Consider the following 20,819-nt stretch of genomic DNA (forward strand, 5'->3'; position numbering starts at 1 on the left):
AAATACCCAAAAAGTAATTCAAACTAAAAATTTAATATCCTCCTGAATAGACAGGATTAAACAACCTATTTATTCATCCACCTGTAACAATGGTTAAAAATGGTTCTTACCAGCACAACCAATTTTTGTAATTCCGCTACTACCGCAATTGACCTCATTTTCTTTCAAACTAGTACACACATAACGGGAGTTCGTAGGCAGATATTATACTAGTTTAACTTTTTAGTTTCTTCTTTTTGTTCGACAAGGATATCATCATGTTTATTGCCAATCAGGTATTTACCTATCCAGGCAATTGTGAATGTTGGAATGATATCGGTAGCCGGAAGAAGTTCTTCCAGGAAGTTAAAAGCGCCTCCAATAAGGCCTATTTTCTTTCTGAACAATAAAAAGAAAACCATTGCCGAAAACGGGGCCCAAACAATATCACCCAATTCACCTAAAATGGGAATGGAATAAGTGCTCATTCCTAAGAAGTCCATGATCAGGCAAATAATAAGATCGGTATATTTTTTATTGGAGGCTTTCATTTACAGTTTCTTTACATCGATATAGAACAAGTCTTCTGCCACTTTAATTTTTGATAATCCGCCATCAGGCAATTGTTGCCATTCAGGAGTTGGGTTAATAACCTTCCATTTATTGGCTTCATATGAAACCTTAACCGGCATATCAAAACCTGGTACATCAGCTTTCCAACGATAAAGCACTTTACCGTTTTCTTCTTTTAACTCCAATTTAGGGATGTTAGTATACTTAAGATATTGATAGAATATTTTGGTCAGATCTTTTCCTGATCTTTTATTGAAATAGTTAATAATGTCATCGGTTGTTACTGTTTGATGCTTGAATTTGGTTTGAATGCCTTTTACAATTACAAAGAAAGTTTCATCGCCCAAAATGCTCCTCAGCGTATGAAGCATTAAACCGCCTTTATAATACATGTCACCTGAGCCTTCTTCATTTACACCATAGGGACCGATAATAGGCTTGTCGTTAGCTACTTTATTTTTATAGCCATTCTCATAGGTCAGGTAATCAGCATAGCCATATTCACACTCCACAAACAAAGCTTCCGAATAGTTGGTGAAGCCCTCATGAATCCACATATCGGCTATATCTTTTGAGGTTACGCTGTTGCCAAACCACTCATGACCGCTTTCGTGAATGATTATAAAGTCGAATTTATTGCCTACACCGGTTCCGGTAAGGTCGTTGCCTAAATAGCCGTTTTTGTATTTATTGCCATAAGCAACCGCACTCTGGTGCTCCATGCCCAAGTATGGGGTTTCAATCAGTTTATAGCCATCCTCATAAAAAGGATATGGGCCGAAACGATTTTCGAAACAAGTAAGCATTGGTTTAACCTGTTTAAACTGCTGTTTGGCTTTATCAACATTTTCGCGAAGAACATAATAGTCAAGGTCAAGACTATTGTGCTTGTCGCTGAAGTGTTCAAACTTGCCGATGTTTACTGTTACATCGTAGTTGTTTATAGGGTTGCTCACAAACCAATTGTATTGGGTGAAGCCATTTTTCTGATCAACTACAGAACGCAAACGCCCATTGGAAACATTCATCAGGTCACTTGGAACTGCTATGCTAATCATCATGCTGTCGGGTTCGTCGCTTTGATGATCTTTATTGGGCCACCATAAGCTTGCTCCTGTTCCCTGGCATGCGACACCGGCCCAGGTGTCTCCGGCTTTATCCTTGGTCCAAACAAAACCACCGTCCCAAGGAGCTCTTTTGGCAACAATTGGATTACCCGAATAATAAAAACGAAGTGTTTGAGTGGTTCCTGCAGCTACTTTTTCAGGGAAATCAATAAATACAGCTCCAAACTCACGGGTATATTTTAGCTCATGGTTGTTCCAAACGATCTTATCCACCTTCATGTTCTGGAAAAGATCGACCTGCATTCTTTTAAACTCTTTGACCGTTTTAAAGCGGATGTCATTGTACCCTTCTATTGATTTGGTTGAAGGATCAATTTTAATATCCAGGTGATAAAATGAAACATCGTAGCAGCTACGTTCCGGGCTAAGTGTACCTCGTAAGGTGTCGGCACGGGTGAAATGTTTATGGTTATCCATTAATTGTGCATTTGCCCCCAATGCACTGCCGCATAATAATGCAGCCATGAGAAAAGTTTTTTTACAGTTCATTGACTATGGTTTAAAACCTGAAAGTACTTCAGGAGTAAATTTTTGTTGTATTTGCTGGAAAAGATCCCTTTCCTGTATTCTTATATTGTGAATAAGTAAACGGCTGATTTCGGCCATTAACAGCGCCGTATTCTCTGATTGAGGAAGTTCTTCAAAAAGCGCAATAATCTTCTCTTGTTCGTTGGAGATCTTATAAATTAATGCATCTACTTCCGAATCATAACCTGAAAAATAGCTGAACACTTTAAATTGCTCATTTTTGAAGTAAGGCTTTAAACGACCCACATAAAAGTTCAAAGCATATACCTTGCGATCCTCATCCGAAGTCGGCAAGCCTTTATAAACCGGTTTCTTTTGACTCATCAGCTGAGCCAGCACCAATATATCATGATGCTTTTGCGAAATGGGTATAAGTGAAGAATGACGTTTTAAGGGTTTATTGCTCATCTGAAGAAGGTAAGAATCAGTCTTAACTTAAAGTAGCTAATATTATAAAAAACTTAGGTATTTAACATGTGCATAATATTTACATCAACATCGTTACTTTAATCGTGAGAAATATGTGAAAATCATGTTTACTTTTCGGTACTTTGATTGTTTAAATAATGAAATTGCAGGTGTATTCGTTGTTATGAATATTTATTGCATAGTTTATTAAGTAGAATATCCTAACCCTTAAGAGAATGATAAGAAAATTGATGCTGGATGCCGTTGCGCTTTCGTTTTTAGTTACTTCGTGTTCAGCAACTCCATCGCACCTTACCACTGACGTTGGCTCAGGCAAGTTTAATTTGCAGCCAGAGCCTAAGCATTTTACGGTGGCAAAAGTTATTACCGGCGCAATTGAAGAGTATCACTATAAAAAAGTTAAGCTCGATGATTCGTTGTCGTCACAAATTTTCAGTAAGTATTTAAAAGATCTGGACGGATCAAGAAGCACCTTGCTTGCTTCAGATGTGAAGGACTTTTCACAATTTAAGTACTCGATTGATGATCAGCTGGAAGGTGGAGACCTTACTGCAGGTTATTACATTTATAATCGCTACGCCGACCGATTGAGCCAACGGGTAGACTATGCACTTTCATTGCTTAAAGGAAAAATGAACCTGGATTCTACCGACAGCTATGAGTTGGATCGCGAAAAGGAACAATGGTTTGCTACAACAACGGATTTGAATAACTATTGGAACAAGCGTGTTCGATATGAATTAATAAGCCAAAAACTAATCAGCAAAGACGAGCAAAAGGCTTATGATGTCATTAAGAAACGTTATGAAAATCTAAAAGCCACGTTAGAAAAGCTGAAAAGTGAAGATGTGTTTGAAACGTACATGAACGCATTTTCTTCAACAGTTGAGCCTCATACGGTATACCTTTCTCCTAAATCTTCTGCTGATTTTAAAATTGATATGTCTCGTGCATTAGAGGGCATTGGTGCAACACTACGTTCGGAAGATGGTTATACTAAAATTGTTCAACTTTCCAAAGGTGGCCCGGCTGAGAAAAGCAAACAGGTACAACCGAATGATCGCATTATTGCTGTAGCGCAAGGTAAAGATGGAGAGTTTGAAGACGTTGTAGGTTGGAGAATTGATGATGTGGTTGGTAAGATCCGTGGATCAAAGGGAACCATTGTTCGCTTGCAGATCATTCCTGCAGGTGCTGATGTTAATTCAACTCCTAAAACTGTTGTGCTGGTACGCGACAAGGTTGTGTTAAGTGATCAACAAGCACAAAGCGAAATTAAAACGGTTAACTATAATGGCAAGGTTTATAAGATAGGCGTAATCAGTGTTCCGGCATTTTACATCGACTGGGATGCTATGCGTAAGAAAGATCCTAATTATACGTCCACCTCTCGTGATGTGAAGAATGCTTTAATTAAGTTTAAATCTCAAGGAGTTGATGGAGTGGTGATGGATTTAAGAAATAACGGAGGAGGCTCACTTAAAGAGGCGATTGAACTTACGGGTTTATTTATAAAAACAGGCCCGGTAGTGCAGGTAAGAGAGGCAAATGGAAATGTAAGTGTGAATGAAGATAATGATCCTGATATTACTTATGCGGGTCCTCTTACTGTTTTGGTAAACCGCTTTAGTGCATCAGCATCTGAAATTTTCTCGGCAGCTATGCAAGATTATCAGCGTGGATTAATTATTGGTGAGCAAACTTACGGTAAAGGAACTGTTCAAACAGCCGCAGCCATTAACGAGCTTATCAATAAACCGGACAATCTTGGACAACTAAATTTAACGGTTGCCAAATTTTACCGTATAAGTGGTGGAAGTACTCAGCATAAAGGAGTAATTCCCGATGTAACCTTCCCTAGTATGTTCCCTGCTGATAAATTTGGCGAAAGCTCAGAACCAACAGCTTTACCTTGGGATCAGATTAAACCAGCAACATATTTCAAGGTAGGAAACCTGGTAAGCTTGAAACCGTCATTGGTAGCTGATCATGAGAAACGCATGGTTGCGAGTCCGGAGTATAAGTATTTGCTTGAAGACATAAAGGAATTCGAAACAAATGAAAGCCGAAAAGACGTTGTGTTGAACATCAATCAGCTTAAAAAGGAACGTGATCAGAAAGAAGAAGAAGACTTAGCAAGATACAATGAGCGCAGAAAAGCACAAGGTCAAAAACCTGTTGCTAAAGGTGCTGACAAAACTCCGCTGAATAATGACTATGTAAAAGATGAAAGTTTGCAAGTTACAGCCGAGTTGATCGGTAAAACTTCATCTAATACCATTGTAGAAGCAGCGCCTAAGAAATTCTAAGCTGTAAAATTTTATAAGGAAAAGGCCTTTCAGAGTTAACTCTGAAAGGCCTTTTCCTTATAATCAATCTCTTACTTTTTAGATTTATATTAAAATGGAAGCTCAACCATAATGTTAAAATTTCCGAATATTTGATTTTCTTTGCTCTCCCTGAAATTAAACCAAACAAATGGAAGAGATTTTAAAATCACCCATCAATAATAACGAATTAACCGAGTTTATAACGGCCACTGATTATACGGTGAGCGGCAAAGAGTTTTCGATAAAAATCGATGAAGCAACGGGTTTGTTGGTAACTACTCCCCGTCCGGAGGAATCGGATTTGGGTAAGTATTATGAGAGCAAGGATTATATTTCGCACACAGATGGGAATAAAAGTCTATTTGAGAAGGTTTATAATCAGGTTCGAAATTATTCTCTCAAAAAGAAGCTAAAACTGGTAGAGTCAAAACACGCTAAAGCTACCTTATTGGATATTGGATGCGGAACGGGAGCGTTTCTTCAAACCTGTAAAAATGCCGGTTGGAAGGTTTCGGGAGTTGAACCTGGTGAAAAAGCAAGAACGCTGGCCCAATTTAAGGTTAATGAAAATATCAGCCCTTCTCTTTTCGATGCTGGTTTAAATGATAAGAAGTTTGATGTAATTACCATGTGGCATGTATTGGAACATGTTCCCGATCTTAATCAAACGATCGAAAGATTAAAGCAGTTGCTAACGTCAACAGGGATTCTTATTGTGGCGGTTCCAAATTACAATTCATATGATGCTTTACATTATGGCCGGTTTTGGGCTGCATATGACGTGCCACGTCATTTATATCATTTCTCCCAACAATCAATTAAGGAGGTTTTTGGCAATCACGGTTTTGGCTTGACTGAAACAAAACCGATGATCTTCGACTCCTTTTATGTGAGTTTGTTAAGCGAACAATATAAAACCGGAAGGAAAAAGTGGTTTTCAGCGTTTTTAATGGGCTTAGAATCGAATATTAAAGCCCAGCAAACCGGTGAGTATTCGTCATTAATTTATATCCTTAATCGCAAATGAAATAACAGCAAGTGAATGTTCAACTAGCTGTAAATCAATTATAAAATCATTATCTTCATAGAGTATCAACCCTCAGCATCTATGAAGCTTATTACAAAACTTAAAATAGCACTTCCGATTTTGGTAGTGCTATTTTTTGCTTTTGCCCAAAGGCAAAGGCCGGTGGCTAAGGTGCCACAGATCCCACTTGAAGACTTCTTCAAAAATCCGGAGATGACCGGATTCAAGGTTTCCCCGGATGGCAATTACATTTCGTACTTAGCCCCTTATCAATCGCGATTAAATGTTTTTGTTAAGAAGATCGGAACTGACAAGCCCATTAGGGTTACAAATGACCTTAAGCGTGATATCCGTAATTACTTTTGGAAGGCCAATAAGATTCTGTATTTCCAGGATGCAGGAGGCAATGAGAACTTTCAGCTTTTTGCCGTAAACGCCGATGGCACCAAACCAATGGAAATTACTCAGGCGGGCTATCGTACCGATTTGGTGGACGATCTGGCTTCTGATGATCAACACGTGATTATTCAAACTAATAAGCGGAATGCGGAAGTGTTCGATCCTTATAAAATTGATTTAGCCACAGGTAAAGCAGCTATGTTGTATGAAAATCCAGGTGATATAACCGGATGGATGGTGGATCACGATGGAAAGTTGAGGTTGGCCGTTGTTACAAATGGTGTTCAAACCTCCATCCTTTATCGCAATAACGAAACCGATAAATTCAAGACTTCCATTACCACTGATTTTAAGGAATCCGTAATGCCCCAGTTTTTCACATTTGATAACAAGTATGTTTATGCTATTTCAAACTTGAAAAAGGATAAAAACGAACTTGTGATTTTTGATTTGGAGCAAGGCAAGGAAATTAAATCAGTTTATGCTAATCCCGATTATGACATTGAATTTGCCGATTATTCAAGGAAACAGAAGAAATTGATGGCGGTAGGTTATACTTCGTGGAAAAGTGAACTGGTTGCTGTGGATGATGAGGCTAAGAAAATTCTCGACGACCTTAAATCAAAAGTAGGCGAAAAGAACATCAGCGTAATGTCGATCAGTAAGGACGAAGATAAAATCATTTTTTACGTTGGAGCAGATCGTTTTAATAAGTTTTATTTCTATGATGTTAAATCCGGGAAACTCGATCTGTTAGCCAATACTCGCCCATGGCTAAAAGAAGAGCATCTGGCAGAAATGAAACCAATAAAATATACATCAAGAGATGGATTAACTATTAATGGCTACCTGACACTTCCTGTTGGGGTTGATCCCAAGAACCTGCCAGTTATTATCAATCCACATGGCGGTCCTTGGGCCAGGGATGAATGGCGGTTGAATCCAGAAGTTCAGTTTTTGGCCAATCGCGGTTATGCAGTATTACAAATGAATTTCAGGGGATCAACAGGATATGGTAAAGAATTTTGGACTAAGTCATTTAGGCAATGGGGACGGACCATGCAAAATGATGTTAGTGATGGCGTAGCTTGGTTGATTAAGGAGGGAATTGCTGATAAAAACCGGATTGCAATTTATGGAGGTAGTTATGGAGGCTATGCCACTCTTGCAGGCATAACCTTAACTCCTGACCTATACGCTTGTGCCGTTGATTATGTAGGGGTTGCAAATATGTTTACGTTCATGAAAACAATTCCTCCCTACTGGGAGCCCTATCGTAAAATGTTTTATGAGATGGTGGGTGATCCGAAGGCAGATAGTGTAATGTTAGCCGAGGTTTCACCAGTTATGCATGCTGATAAGATTAAAGTTCCATTATTAATTGCCCAGGGAGCAAATGACCCAAGGGTAAATAAAAACGAATCGGACCAGATGGTGGAAGCTTTGCGTAAGCGGGGTATTGAAGTTGAATATATGGTTAAGGATAATGAGGGGCATGGTTTTTCTAATCAAGAAAACAGAATGGACTTTTATGGAGCGATGGAGAAGTTTTTCGCGAAACACTTAAAGCCCGAAATGGGTAAGAATTAAATGAAAAGAGGCTTAGTTTAACTAAGCCTCTTCTCATTTGTATAGAGTGGAATTATTGTTTTGCAGCCCAACTGTCCATTTTCGACTCTAAAACATCCAATGGCAGGCAACCATCGTTTAATACCTGGTGATGAAACTCGGCAATATTAAACTTGCTGCCTAGTTGCTTTTCATATTTTGTTCGCAACTCACGTATTTTTAGTTGGCCGATTTTGTACGAAAGTGCTTGGCCCGGTATAGCCATATAGCGCTCTACTTCTGAAGTGGCCTCTGCTTCCGAAATACGCATATTATCGGTCATGTATTGAATGGCTTTTTCTCTAGACCAGCCTTGGGTATGTAACCCAGCGTCGACAACAAGACGGACAGCGCGAAGCATGGCATCGCTCAAATGACCGAGGTATTGGTAGGGGTCAGATAATAGACCCAGCTCTTTCCCCAAGCTTTCGGCATAAAGCGCCCAGCCCTCCCCGTAAGCTCCATACCAGGCAAAACGTCTAAAAGTAGGCAACGAAGTGTTTTCAATTTGAAGAGCATTTTGGTAATGATGTCCGGGAATCGCCTCGTGTAAAAACAAGGTTTCCATTCCTACAGTATTGAACTTTGTTGCATCTAAAATTGGAACGTAGAAAATGCCAGGACGCTTGCCATCCGGAGTCCCCGCAATATATTCAGGACTAGCCGAAGCTGCGCGAAAGGCCTCGGTTTGACGAATTTCAAATTTCATTTTTGGCACCTGATTGAAAAGTTTCTTTAACTGAGGGTCTTCTTTCGCTTTTATGGCCCAAAACGCATCTATTATCTCTTTAGGCGTTTTATATGGCATAAATTGTTTGTCAGTATTCGCGTAATTGAAGAAAGCCTTAAGATCACCTTTAAACCCTACTTCAGCTTTAACTTTTTCCATTTCAGAACGGATATTGGCTACCTGTTGTAATCCCAAATCATAAACTTCCTGTGGAGTTTTATTGGTGGTAGTCCAATAGTTAATCAGGTATTGATAAAGCTCTTTTCCTTGTGGAATAGCATCTATTCCTGAACTTGTACGGGCTTTGGGTAAATATTCGGTTTTAAAGAATGTTGCCAGTTTTTGATAAGAAGGATTAATCTTTTCGTTAATGGCTTTTGTGTAGGCCTCCGTTAATCGTTTCTTATCAGCATCATTAAAATCTTTTGGAAAGTTGTTGATCGGGCCATAGAAAATACTTTTGGTAACATCCTTTGTTGGAATAGCCTCCAGTTGAGGAATAACTTTAATCACTAAAGCCCGAGGTAGTACATAGCCTTTTGCTATACCGGTACGCATGTTTGTTAGAGCAGTATCGGCCCAAACCGAAAACCCATTTATCCTTCCCAAGAAATTATCATAATCTTTTACGGTTGCAAAAGGTTGGCTGCCGCTTCCAGATCCAAGTTGCGGAAGTGTTATGGTTAAACTCCAAAACTGATTAACTGGTAAATATTCAGAATGAAAATTATAGCCTTCTAAAGCCATGTTCATCTCGCGGCTAAAAATATCATAGCTTATCTTATCATTATCGTTTAATTTTTCTCGATCGAAGGCTTTAACGGCTTCATTGTATTTTGAATAAAACGCCTTCGATTGCTGAATAAATGCGGTACTACCATCATTTGGTAACTGATCGTTGTATCGATTATCTCCGTTTGCTGTGGCTTCCAACGGAAACATTTTCATTCGATCTTCCCAATAGTTTTCGAGCATTTTATGAAAAGCTTCATTACTGTTTTCAGTTCTTACTTCTTTTGCAGGTCGCTGCTTGCAGGCTATTGATAATAAAGATAGACAGATAAAAAGGGTTGATTTCTTCATATAAAAGATTGATGATTGATTTAAATTAGGGTGAATTTAATCATTAACTGATTATGGCTAAAATGGATTTACTAATGAATATTTAAAACAAAAGAGCAGAGTAATATGGAAGAATACAATTTAGAAAATTTAAAATATCCGATAGGAAGATTTAATAAACCGGAAGATATCACACAAAATGATATTGAAGAGGCTATCAAATCAATAAGCGAATTACCGGAAGAGATCGAGAAGGCAATAGCAGGATTAAGTTCACAACAATTAGATACCCCATATAGGACTGATGGTTGGACGGTAAGGCAGGTAATTCACCATATTCCGGATAGTCATATGAATGCTTATATCCGATTTAAGCTAGCACTTACGGAAGAAAATCCAACAGTCAAGCCTTACCTTGAAGATAAATGGGCAGAGCTTGAAGACACCAAACAAACTCCAATTGAGATTTCTCTTCAACTATTAAAGTCACTTCATCAACGATGGGTGGTGTTATTAAGAGGTATGAACTCGGATGATTTTAACAAAACTTTTTTTCATCCCGAGCGGTGTGTTTCATTTACGCTTGCCGAAGTTACATTGTTGTATGACTGGCATGGAAGACATCATTTGGGGCATATTTTACTGGTTAAAAATCGATAAATTAGGGTAAACAATACTTTAAGCTATGCCTATAAGAATGGTTAAAGATGAGGACGGTTCATCACAAGGTGGACCTCCTGGCGGGGGGGGTGGCAGATTTTCAGGCGGCGGTGGTGGAGGCGGCCTAATTGCGATCCTACTAAGTCTTTTGTTAAGAAACCCGAAGCTTTTACTGGTAGTCGTGATTATCGGGGGGGCTTTTTATTTTTTTAAAGGCGGATGTTCAGGAGGTGGAAATCTTGCGCAGATTGCAGCCAAAGTGTTAAGCACCGGGGCCAATTTCGATATAAAACAATATGATAAGGCTGAAGTGTTTGAACCCCTTGCGTATGATAAAGATAAAAACCCGTTGCCAGAGCGTGTATCTCTCCAGCAATATTGCCCGAACAGGCTGAATCAAGGTGAGCAAGGTTCATGCGTGGCTTGGTCAAGTGCTTATGGGGCCCGCACTATTCTTGAGGCTCGCAAAACCGGGGCAGATCCTAACCAGGTAGCTTTCAGTCCATCTTTTCTTTATAACCAAATTAAGATGGATGGTTGTCAAGGTTCCTATATAATCAAAGCTATGAAGTCGATGAAGGAAACCGGGGCGCTCCCGTTCCGACAGTTTCCTTATACCGACCAGGATTGTAATAAAATGCCGAACTCATCAGAAATGGCGGACGCAGAACAGTATACCATGCTAGGCTATAACCGACTTACGTTGGGAGGTGATGATTATACCATTGATTTGAATGCCATACGGCAAAACCTCGCCCAAGGAGCTCCTGTGGTAATAGGTATGATGGTTGGAGGGTCATTTATGCAAGAGATGATGGGGCAAAAGGTATGGCATCCGACCAATTCTGATTATTCGATGAGAGGTTTTGGCGGGCATGCAATGTGTATAGTAGGCTATGATGATTACCTTGAGGGTGGTGCATTTCAAATTATGAATAGCTGGGGGCCTGAATGGGGTGAAAATGGCTTTGGATGGGTTCGATATAATGACTTTATCCATTTTGCCAAAGAGGCCTACGGCGTTTATCCCATGGGAGAAAGGGGAAAGGTTAAGCCCCAAGAGTTTGAGGTTAGTGTTGGCTTGGTGGATAATAGCACTAAGAACTATATTAATTTAAACGCTAAAGAAGGCAATGTTTTTACCACCGCTGGTTTGGTTAAAAAGGGGACCAAGTTTAAAATTGAAGTGAACAACAGTTTAGAGTGTTATACTTATGTTTTTCAGGATTCATTAGGAAAAAGCACAGTGCTGTTCCCATATACATCAAAGCATTCTCCTTATTGTGGAATAACTGGCGCCAGATTATTTCCAAAGGATTATTCAATGCAGATCGATGAAGTTGGAGGTAAGGATATTATGGCTGTGGTGATTACTCAAAAACCATTGGATTTTGCATCTTTCAACAAGGAAATAAATAGCTCGGCAGGTGGTTCATATGCAGAAAAGTTAAAGAGAGCACTAGGCAACAAAGCCATAGCTACAGTAAATTTTTCTGCCGGTCAGAAAGTTTCGTTTAGCGCTCCGGCAGATAAACCTGAAGCTGCAGTAGCGGTAATAATTGAAATTCTAAAATAGTGTAAACAAAAACTCCCGAATAATTCCGGGAGTTTTTTATTTACTAGTTGTCCGCAAGACTATAGTGCAAATTATTTAGCTAAATAGGCCGAATACATCCAAACCAGTTTTTCTTGTTGTGAGATGTAGTCACTCATTAAAGAGTTGGTGCCTTCGTCATTGGCATCAGCTGACAGATCTAAAATAACGCGTTCTTTTTCTAACAGCACCTTGAAACCGTTCAATATTTCTTCAACCGCTTCTAAACCATCCGAAACATCCGTTATTTCTTTAATCGTTGAGTTCTTTAAGTAATTGCTGAATGAATGCAATGGAATGTACCCTAAGGTTCTTATGCGTTCAGCTATTTCATCAATTTTCAATAAAGAATCAGTATATACTTCTTCAAACTTTACATGTAATTCAAAGAACTTTAAGCCTTTGATGTTCCAATGAAACCCTCTGGCATTTTGGTAGAATAACTGATAATTGGCTAGAAGAATATTTAACCTCTCAGCTAATTCCTTAGTTTTATCTTTGTCTAAACCTATTGCATTGTTGTTTTTTTCTTTTTTTGACATACCTTAATTTTTAAGTGAGGAATAGTAGATTAGGGTTTCCACAACTTTAAAATATCATTGGAAGCATCCTGCTTAATCTACAAAAACGCTTAAAAAGGGTTTTAAGTTTTAAAAAGTTAATTGATGAGAACAGAAATTAAATGGGCATTGATTATCAGTTTACTGAATTTCTTATGGCTTGTTTTGGAGTATCTTTGCGGTTTTCACACTCGCTATATTTCTGCTCTACCTTATGTTACTATATTTTCAATAATTATTCCAATCGTTTTTTTGAGGGAAGCACTGCTTGAAAAACGGAATCGAAGATACAAAAAAACTATAACATTTTGGCTTTCAGTGCAAACAGGTGCGACTATAATCCTTATTTGTTCGGTTATAAGTGTTTTTAGTGTGATGATTTACTTCAAATTAATTAACCCCGGTTTTACTGAATTCATGGTTAGCTATGCTACCCAAAAGGCTGCCGAAAATGGGGAAAATGTTGCGCGAGTTCGCAGCTATGCCACGACATATTTTAGCTTGACCAGCTACATGCAAAAAGCCTTTGCCGGCACGATGTTTATAGGTTTATTTATAACTTTTATTTGGGCTGTTTTAATAAGTAAGAAAAGCAAATTAGGTGAAGATTAAATACTCTCGGATAATTATCTTTACGTGCCAATAAGCCGGCAAAACAAACGTTATACTGTTTTATTATTCAAACTAATGATTAAGAACAAAGCACTTTATCTGCTTTTAACAGCTGCTGTAATTTTAACTTCTTGCGGAGGAGGAACTGAAAGTAAGAAGGAAAATATTAAATCAAATGAAGAGATCACGGATATTCCAGAGCCTAAATTTTTAAAAGAAGGAGAACTTTCCTTTTTAGCAAAGGATGGTAAGGAGATCAAGAAGATTGCCATTGAAATTGCGGATGATGAACAACAACAAACGCAAGGGTTAATGTATCGAAAATCAATGGCTGATGAACAGGGCATGCTGTTTATTTTCCCTGATTCGGATATTCGAAATTTCTGGATGCATAATACTTTTATCTCTTTAGATATTATTTATGCGAATGAAAAAAACGAGATCGTTAAAATTTGTAAGAATGCCGAGCCTTTAAATGAAAACCAGAATTTAGGTTCAGATAAGAATGCCAAGTACGTTATTGAAGTAAATGGAGGCTTTAGCGACAAGTACGGAATAGCTGAAGGTGATAGAATAAGCTTTAAACGATAAACATAAATGCTACAGTGAGCCACTGTAGCATTTATTCTTTTTAGTCTTCTTCAGCTTCAAGTTCTTTTTTTGCTTTGCCAAGTAAAGCTTTTTCTTCGTCGCTTATTGCCGGATATTTTAGGTTTAATGATTCAAGGGTTTCTAACAGAATGCGGGCAACAGCTAACTGTGCAAACCACTTTTTATCTGAAGGGATAATAAACCAAGGTGCTTTTTCGCTAGCGGTTTCTTCCACCATTTCTTCAAAGGCCTTTTGATAATCATCCCAAAAACCTCTTTCTTTTAAATCAGCGTAGCTAAATTTCCAGTGCTTTTCAGGGTCGATGATTCGTTCCATGAAACGTTTCTTCTGTTCTTTTTTCGAAACATTTAAAAAGAACTTTAATACCACGTAACCGTTTTTGACTAAATGTTTTTCATGGCTTCTGATTGACTCATACCGATCTTTCCAAAAGTCTTTATTAATATCTTTGGCCGAGTTAATATCGGGCAATCGTTGGTTAAGTATGATTTCGGGGTGAACTTTAGTTACCACCACTTCTTCATAATAAGAGCGATTAAAAATGCCAATTCGGCCTCTTTCAGGCAGGTGAACACTTGTTCGCCATAAAAAATCATGGTCCAACTCGTTTGCTGTTGGAGCCTTAAAACTTACCACCTGACATCCGCTAGGGTTTATTCCTGACATAACGTGCTTTATGGTACTGTCTTTTCCTGCAGCATCTCTTGCCTGAAAAATCATAAGAATCGCGTGGTTATCGGAAGCGAATAGCTTTTCCTGTAATACAGCTATACGCTGAATATGCTTTTGCATAATTTCATTCGCATCTTCTTTTTCAACATAGTCGATTGAAAAACCAGGGTCGAAATTTTTCAGTTTGAATTTTTTTCCTGAATTGACAATAAAGCGGTCATCCTTAAGCAGCTTAATCATAGTAGTTAAGTTTGTATTAATTTAACATTTTAGGTGTTAAATTTTTTTAGAAAAATACAGATGTGAAAAAAAAATCATAAATTAATGGTTAACAAGTTGAAACCTATAGTTTACACCGATGCCTAGTAAAATTGAGTTGGAAAAACGCTTTGCCAGTTATTCGAACGAACAATTGCTAGACCTTTTGAATGATCAGGAGGCATATACCGACTTGGCTGTGGAGGTAGCCTCTATAGAGCTTAAAAGCAGAAACCTAAGCGAACAAGAAATAAAAGATTATGTTGTTAACAAATATAAACAGGCAGAGTTGTTTATTGAGAAAAACATTCATGAGGAGTTGACTCTCCTGTTAAAGAGCTTTTTTTATTTTTGTTGGATCCCCGTTTTAACATTTCCATTTACTTTGAATTTTAGGGAAGACAAAGCCATTCTAAAGCTTAGGCAAGCTAACTTTTATTCTACATTTGGATTTTTGTTCTTCGCTATTGGTGGTATAGTTATCTTAATTTTAAAGGCTGATTTTTTAACCGCTTTATCAATTTGGATTGCAGGAATGGTGCTCGCTTTAATGGCCGATAAACGTTTTAATCGAGACCCAATTATCCGTAAATTTGAACAAATAATTAAGAATTACCAGAAGTCATCCCCAGCTCTTTCCGATAAGGAGGAATCCGTTTAGTTTCCGTAAGCTATTACACGTTTTTCATCATTTTCTGAAATAATCTTAAAGCTTTCTATACGATTACTAACCGTGTCGTAAATAACAAAGGTTGAATCACAGTCAGCCATTTTTCGTGGCGCAAACCCCATAATAGTCCCCGGATTTATAATCAGGTAATCTTCATGCTGAACTATGTTATACTCATGGTCGTGACCATAACAAATTACATCAAATTCGCCTCCTCTGGCCACTTCTAATGCTATTTCGGGGTAATGATTAACATAAAAGCGCTTGCCAGCTAATTCAATATTCATCACCTCTCCATATAAAGTTACATGGTCATACATGTTCGCTTTTCCCATAAGATTGAAACGGTCACCATCATTATTACCAAAAACCATATGAATTGGGTTGGCGTAGTTTTTTGCGAGAATGGTCAACATAAAAGGAGCGCTAATATCTCCGCAGAAAATCAATGCATCGGTATGTTGTATATGTTGGGTGGCTGCAGTTAAATTCCAGACATTGTCATGTGCATCCGATAAAATAGCAATTTTCATATAAGTATATTAATTAAGAAGTTTTCAGCTCTACCATTACCAATTCATTGCCGTAAAGGTCGAAGAAATGTAAAAAATGAAATCCGCCAACGGAAACGATTTCTCTTTTAATTTTTACCTGATGCTCAACTAACCGGTGATGGAAAGCTTGAATGTCATCGGTATAAAATACCAAGGTAGGTTGTCCATGTGTTTGTTTTCCAATTAACTCTTCTTGCTCTTTTCCACTGGCATCTAAAAACCATAAGCCTGCGGTTTTGCTTTCAAAAACTACATGAAGAAATCGTTGGCCGTCTTCGGTAATATAGTCAACATACTTTTGTGCATTCAAGATTCTCTGATAAAACTCAAAAGCCTCATCGTAATTGTGAACAAGAATAATGGTGCGGCCAAGTTCAATTTCCATCGGATGTACTTATGTTAAATCGTAGTTTGTGGAAATGCCTGAGTGTTCATGGTGTAATAGATCAACAAGTTCTTTTGCACTGGTTGAAACTTTCATTAATCCTCGGTCTTTAAAGAAACCTGTTTCTTTGGAATGATCTAAAAAACTCAACAAATGATTGTAATACCCATTAGTGTTGAGTAAGCCAATTGGCTTTTCATGCAGGTGAAGCTGTTTCCAGGTTAGCACCTCAAATAACTCTTCAAAAGTACCAATTCCACCGGGTATCGCTATAAAGGCATCGGCATACCTCGCCATTAGTGCTTTTCGTTCGTGCATATTTTGAACAACGTGTAGCTCGCAGCCCTCAACCAACCCCACTTCTTTAATCATTAAAAACTCAGGGATGATTCCAATTACCTTCCCTCCTAAGTCACGAACAGTTCGGGCCAACTCCCCCATTAGTCCAATGTTGCCACCCCCGTAAATTAGTGTGATGTTTTTGTCAACAAAGAGCATAGCAAGTTCACGGGCAACTTTCCTATAAATCTCGTTGTCGCCCAGACTTGAGCCGCAGAAAACGCAGATACTTTTCATAAATAAGATCTTTAGATATAGCATGTATAATGTACCGTGAAAATACTCAATTATGATTAAAGTGATGGTTAAATTATAGAAAGGATCGCTTTAAATAGCACTAAATATCTTGAAATTAGGTCTCACGATTATGTTGGGTCTTTCTTTTAAATGGTAAACAAATTGAGTTGCCGGGATAATAAAACTATCTTTAATTGATCAATAGGCTATTAAATAATCGAAGCAATGTTTTTATATTTTATCAAAAAGAATTGTCTATTATTAAAAAATATTACATTTTTAAGCCTAGATTATAAAAAAGCAATCATTGTAATAGTTGTATGTTGCATAATTCTTTTGTGACTAATAAAAACTTTAATACCTGAAGATTAATGAATAAGCATGCAGTAAGTTTGATGTTTTTTGTTGGCGCCTTCTATAGTGTAGACGCTCAGCAATTGAAACCAGCATATAACCCGAATGAACTTAAAATACAATGGAAGATGATTGAGAATGGTTACATGGGCCAGGGAAAATATCTTTCATCGTTTACATTAAACAATGCCTCGAAAAACGGGTTACCGGCAAAAGGATGGAGTATTTACTTTAATCTTCCTCGCGGAATTGACACCTCCTTCGTTCGTAATGAGTTTAAATTTGAGCACATTAATGGTGATTTGAACCGCATTATGCCTACTGCCCTTTTTAAAGGGTTAAAGACGGGGCAATCAATTGAACTCCAAATGCTTGCCAGTGATTGGTCATTAAACCGGGCCGACGCGCCTTCAGGCTTATACCTTGTTTGGGATGATGAACCACAAACCGGGATTGCGTTAGCAAACTATCAGGTAGTTGCTTCAACTGAACTGAAACAAATTAACCGTGCTAAGATAGACATTGCTCCTATTGCAACCCCTGAAGTTGTTTATAACCGCAACAAAGTAATTGAAGATATTCCTGCGAATAAGCTGATCAAAGTATTTCCAACACCTATAAACTATAGTGAATCGGAGGGATCTTTTGTGCTAACTTCAACAGTAACAATTTCAGCTGACCCTGCTTTTAGTAATGAAGCAAATTATTTGGCAAAGGAGTTAGGGGTGGTTTTGGGAAAGCAACCAACTATTTCTTCTGTTAAAGGGAATATTGAGCTCCGAAAAGCCGAAATGGGTGCTGAAGCCTATACCCTATCTGTTTCTCGTAATGGAATAATAATTACAGCATCAACACCTGCGGGAGCTTTTTATGGAATTCAATCATTGAAAACATTGATGCCTGCTGCAGCCTGGAACGGGACTCAAAAATTGGTGGCTGTGCCATTGGTTGAGGTTAAAGATGAACCGCGTTTTGGGTGGAGAGCATTTATGTTGGACGTGGCGCGTAACTTTCAAACTAAAGAAGAGGTTTTAAAAACACTCGATTGGCTCGCGCTTTACAAGATCAATGTATTTCATTTTCATTGTACTGAAGACGAAGGTTGGAGAATAGAAATTCCGGGCCTGCCAGAGCTTACCGAGATTGGTGGAAAGCGAGGTCATAAAAATGCAAATGTTGAACAATTACCACCATCATTTGCTTCTGGTCCAGATAATTCTACCGCAGGAAGTGGTTTTTATTCTAAAGCCGACTTTATTGAGATTCTGAAATATGCCAACGAGCGCCATATTAAGGTAATTCCGGAGATCGAAAGTCCGGGGCATGCACGAGCTGCGGTTCAATCGATGCAGGTTCGTTATGATCGGCTAATGAAGCAAGGTAAGAAAGCTGAAGCCGAAAAATACTTGTTACGTGAGTTGAATGATAAATCAGTTCATAGTTCAGTGCAGGGATGGAATGATAATGTGATGGATGTTTCTCTACCTTCTACTTATACATTCGTTGAAAAGGTAGTCGATGGATTGATTGCTATTTATAAAGAAGCTGGTGTTCCTCTGGAAACAATTCATATGGGAGGCGATGAAGTTCCATCAGGTTCATGGGAAAAGTCTCCGGCGTTTGCTAAGCTAAAACAAGAGAATCCGCTGGTAAAGAATACCAATGACTTATGGTATTACTATTACGGAAAAGTGAATGAGATCATAAAAAGCAAAGGGCTTTATTTATACGGTTGGGAAGAAGCCGGTATGCGCAAAACTATGCTCGATGGAGCGGCACATGTGATACCTAATCCTGATTTTGCTAATCAGAATGTTCATTTAGATGTTTGGAACAATGTGATTGGTTGGGGTGCAGAAGATCTGGCTTATCGTTTGGCTAATGCCGGCTATAAAGTGGTACTCTCTCCCGTTAGTAATTTATATTTCGACATGTCGTATGATAAGGATTTTGAAGAAGAAGGATATTATTGGGGAGGTTTTGTTGACGTAGATAAGCCTTATTCATTCATTCCGTTCGATTATCTGAAAAACACTAAGCAGGACAAAATGGGTAATACTCTTTCATCCAGCTTTACTCAAGGTAAGGAGCGACTTACTGATTTTGGTAAAACAAACATTATAGGTATTCAGGGCTTGCTGTTTGCCGAAACAATTACCTCTGCCGAGCGAATGGAATATATGCTGATGCCTAAACTATTGGGTCTTGCTGAAAGAGCCTGGGCAAAGGATCCTGAATGGTCAACGGAAAAGGACGAAGCAAAATCAAATGAATTGTATGCTAAAGCCTGGTCTGATTTTGTAAATCGTATTGGCAAAAGAGAGCTTCCTCGACTTAGTTATTATAAAGGAGGATTGAAATATCGTATTCCTACAGCCGGAGCCATTGTAGAAAATGGATCGGTTAAGGCAAACGTTCAACTTCCGGGTTTTGTAATAAGGTATACAACAAACGGAACAGAACCTACTTCAAGCAGCAAGCTATATACTGAGCCTGTTGCGACGAAGGGAACCATTAAGCTGCGTGTGTTTGATGCGAGGGGAAGAGGTGGAAGAACTGTAGAAGTTCAAAATAAATAATGGATTGTATTGGTTTATTATATTGAGGGCCCGCAAGGGCCTTTGTTCGTTTTAAAACTTTATATAAAATTATGTGTTTAAACAATAAATCTGTCAAATTGGCGATGGTATTATAATTGTCTAAACAATAAGTAAAATAATAAGATATGAAGGTAGAGATCTGGTCGGATATAGCTTGTCCTTTTTGTTATATAGGAAAAAGGCGCTTGGAGAATGCATTGGAGCAGTTTCCGAATAAAGAACATGTTGAAATTGTATGGCATAGTTTTGAGCTCGACCCCAATGCTAAATACGAACAGGGGAAAGATATCCATGACATTTTAGCTGAGAAATATGGAAGAGACCGCGAATGGGCAATTCAAATGAGCGAGCAAGTTGCTGCTTTAGCGGGTGAGGAAGGCTTATCATTTGATTTCAGTAAGAACGTGCCTGCCAATACATTTGATGCACATCGTTTAATTCACCTTGCTGATAAACAGGGCTTGCAAGATGCAGCTAAGGAGCGCTTATTAAAAGCTTACTTTACAGAAGGAAGAGACGTTGCGGATCACCAAACATTGGTTGAGTTAGGAGCTGAAATTGGGCTTAATTCTGAAGAAATTAAGAATATGTTAAGTTCTGATGAGTTTGGCTATGATGTCAGGGTTGATGAGCAGGAAGCAAATCATATCGGTGTTCGGGGCGTTCCTTTTTTTGTGATAAATCGTAAATACGGAATTTCGGGTGCTCAGCCTTTGGAGGTTTTTACCGATACACTGAATAAAGCCTGGAGCGAAGAACATCCTCTTGAAGTTGTTAATGATAATGGAGCAGGAATGTGCTCTCCGGATGGGAATTGTGAAGTATAATACTAGTTAATATACAGCCCGACTTGGTTCGGGCTTTTTTACAATAATTATTTTCTAAACTTTCAATAATATTTGAAAGTTTAGAAAATTAT

Annotated in this window: 19 protein-coding genes; 10 read left to right on the forward strand and 9 right to left on the reverse strand. The window is 38.3% G+C overall.

Annotation, left to right across the window (positions count from 1 at the left end; translation table 11 throughout):
- Positions 1–209: 209 nt before the first annotated feature.
- Genes NF867_RS07760 through NF867_RS07770 form a run of 3 tightly spaced genes read right to left on the reverse strand, consistent with a single transcriptional unit; the run spans position 210 to position 2,615 of the window.
- The gene (locus tag NF867_RS07760; protein WP_252587246.1) at positions 210–530 is read right to left on the reverse strand and encodes a hypothetical protein; all 321 of its coding nucleotides are present in this window, start codon (positions 528–530) and stop codon (positions 210–212) included.
- Positions 531–2,144 carry a M1 family metallopeptidase gene (locus tag NF867_RS07765; RefSeq protein WP_252587247.1) on the reverse strand — a complete coding sequence of 538 codons (1,614 nt, stop codon included), beginning with the start codon at positions 2,142–2,144 and terminating at the stop codon, positions 531–533.
- Between the two features lie 27 nt (positions 2,145–2,171).
- Positions 2,172–2,615, reverse strand: a complete 444-nt coding sequence (locus tag NF867_RS07770; RefSeq protein ID WP_252587248.1) for a hypothetical protein — start codon at positions 2,613–2,615, stop codon at positions 2,172–2,174.
- Positions 2,616–2,851: 236 nt separating this feature from the next.
- Between NF867_RS07770 and NF867_RS07775 the strand changes: the two genes are divergently transcribed.
- From NF867_RS07775 to NF867_RS07785, 3 genes are all read left to right on the forward strand, one after another.
- Positions 2,852–4,945 carry a carboxy terminal-processing peptidase gene (locus tag NF867_RS07775; RefSeq protein ID WP_252587249.1) on the forward strand — a complete coding sequence of 698 codons (2,094 nt, stop codon included), beginning with the start codon at positions 2,852–2,854 and terminating at the stop codon, positions 4,943–4,945.
- A gap of 169 nt (positions 4,946–5,114) precedes the next feature.
- Positions 5,115–5,993: a class I SAM-dependent methyltransferase gene (locus NF867_RS07780; protein WP_252587250.1), complete on the forward strand. Its 879-nt coding sequence runs from the start codon at positions 5,115–5,117 to the stop codon at positions 5,991–5,993.
- 81 nt (positions 5,994–6,074) lie between these two features.
- Positions 6,075–7,982, forward strand: a complete 1,908-nt coding sequence (locus NF867_RS07785; RefSeq protein WP_252587251.1) for a S9 family peptidase — start codon at positions 6,075–6,077, stop codon at positions 7,980–7,982.
- Between the two features lie 52 nt (positions 7,983–8,034).
- Here the strand turns inward: NF867_RS07785 and NF867_RS07790 are convergent, their stop codons facing one another.
- Positions 8,035–9,813 carry a DUF885 domain-containing protein gene (locus NF867_RS07790; protein WP_252587252.1) on the reverse strand — a complete coding sequence of 593 codons (1,779 nt, stop codon included), beginning with the start codon at positions 9,811–9,813 and terminating at the stop codon, positions 8,035–8,037.
- Positions 9,814–9,918: 105 nt separating this feature from the next.
- Between NF867_RS07790 and NF867_RS07795 the strand changes: the two genes are divergently transcribed.
- Both NF867_RS07795 and NF867_RS07800 read left to right on the forward strand, forming a co-directional pair.
- Positions 9,919–10,452 carry a YfiT family bacillithiol transferase gene (locus NF867_RS07795; RefSeq protein ID WP_252587253.1) on the forward strand — a complete coding sequence of 178 codons (534 nt, stop codon included), beginning with the start codon at positions 9,919–9,921 and terminating at the stop codon, positions 10,450–10,452.
- 25 nt (positions 10,453–10,477) lie between these two features.
- A complete protein-coding gene (locus tag NF867_RS07800; protein WP_252587254.1) occupies positions 10,478–12,028 on the forward strand; it encodes a C1 family peptidase in 1,551 nt (516 codons plus the stop codon).
- Positions 12,029–12,099: 71 nt separating this feature from the next.
- Here the strand turns inward: NF867_RS07800 and NF867_RS07805 are convergent, their stop codons facing one another.
- Positions 12,100–12,588, reverse strand: a complete 489-nt coding sequence (locus NF867_RS07805) for a Dps family protein (RefSeq protein WP_252587255.1) — start codon at positions 12,586–12,588, stop codon at positions 12,100–12,102.
- 123 nt (positions 12,589–12,711) lie between these two features.
- On the opposite strand from NF867_RS07805, the gene NF867_RS07810 reads away from it, so the two are divergent.
- Together NF867_RS07810 and NF867_RS07815 are read left to right on the forward strand one after the other, a co-directional pair.
- Positions 12,712–13,218, forward strand: a complete 507-nt coding sequence (locus NF867_RS07810; protein WP_252587256.1) for a DUF4199 domain-containing protein — start codon at positions 12,712–12,714, stop codon at positions 13,216–13,218.
- A gap of 75 nt (positions 13,219–13,293) precedes the next feature.
- Positions 13,294–13,809 (forward strand): DUF192 domain-containing protein, encoded by a 516-nt coding sequence (locus tag NF867_RS07815; protein WP_252587257.1) that lies wholly within the window; start codon positions 13,294–13,296, stop codon positions 13,807–13,809.
- A gap of 40 nt (positions 13,810–13,849) precedes the next feature.
- On the opposite strand, the gene NF867_RS07820 is transcribed toward NF867_RS07815, so the two are convergent.
- Positions 13,850–14,743, reverse strand: a complete 894-nt coding sequence (locus tag NF867_RS07820; RefSeq protein WP_252587258.1) for a polyphosphate kinase 2 family protein — start codon at positions 14,741–14,743, stop codon at positions 13,850–13,852.
- Positions 14,744–14,861: 118 nt separating this feature from the next.
- On the opposite strand from NF867_RS07820, the gene NF867_RS07825 reads away from it, so the two are divergent.
- Entirely contained in the window at positions 14,862–15,422 is a 561-nt protein-coding gene (locus NF867_RS07825) for a hypothetical protein (RefSeq protein ID WP_252587259.1), read from the forward strand.
- On the opposite strand, the gene NF867_RS07830 is transcribed toward NF867_RS07825, so the two are convergent.
- From NF867_RS07830 to NF867_RS07840, 3 genes are read right to left on the reverse strand one after another with little or no spacing between them, the layout of a single operon-like run.
- Positions 15,419–15,964, reverse strand: coding sequence for a metallophosphoesterase family protein (locus NF867_RS07830; protein ID WP_252587260.1), 546 nt, complete (start codon positions 15,962–15,964; stop codon positions 15,419–15,421). The genes NF867_RS07825 and NF867_RS07830 overlap by 4 nt on opposite strands.
- 13 nt (positions 15,965–15,977) lie before the next feature.
- On the reverse strand, positions 15,978–16,370 hold the full coding sequence (locus tag NF867_RS07835; protein ID WP_252587261.1) for a VOC family protein: 393 nt from the start codon (positions 16,368–16,370) through the stop codon (positions 15,978–15,980).
- A gap of 9 nt (positions 16,371–16,379) precedes the next feature.
- On the reverse strand, positions 16,380–16,946 hold the full coding sequence (locus NF867_RS07840; RefSeq protein ID WP_252587262.1) for an LOG family protein: 567 nt from the start codon (positions 16,944–16,946) through the stop codon (positions 16,380–16,382).
- A 371-nt stretch (positions 16,947–17,317) separates the two neighbouring features.
- Between NF867_RS07840 and NF867_RS07845 the strand changes: the two genes are divergently transcribed.
- Together NF867_RS07845 and NF867_RS07850 are read left to right on the forward strand one after the other, a co-directional pair.
- A complete protein-coding gene (locus NF867_RS07845) occupies positions 17,318–19,879 on the forward strand; it encodes a family 20 glycosylhydrolase (protein WP_252587263.1) in 2,562 nt (853 codons plus the stop codon).
- A gap of 146 nt (positions 19,880–20,025) precedes the next feature.
- The gene (locus NF867_RS07850) at positions 20,026–20,727 is read left to right on the forward strand and encodes a DsbA family oxidoreductase (protein WP_252587264.1); all 702 of its coding nucleotides are present in this window, start codon (positions 20,026–20,028) and stop codon (positions 20,725–20,727) included.
- The last annotated feature ends 92 nt before the right edge of the window (positions 20,728–20,819 follow it).

Origin of the sequence: Solitalea agri, assembly GCF_023914155.1 — a bacterium.
GTDB classification, from domain to species: Bacteria; Bacteroidota; Bacteroidia; order Sphingobacteriales; family Sphingobacteriaceae; genus Solitalea; species Solitalea agri.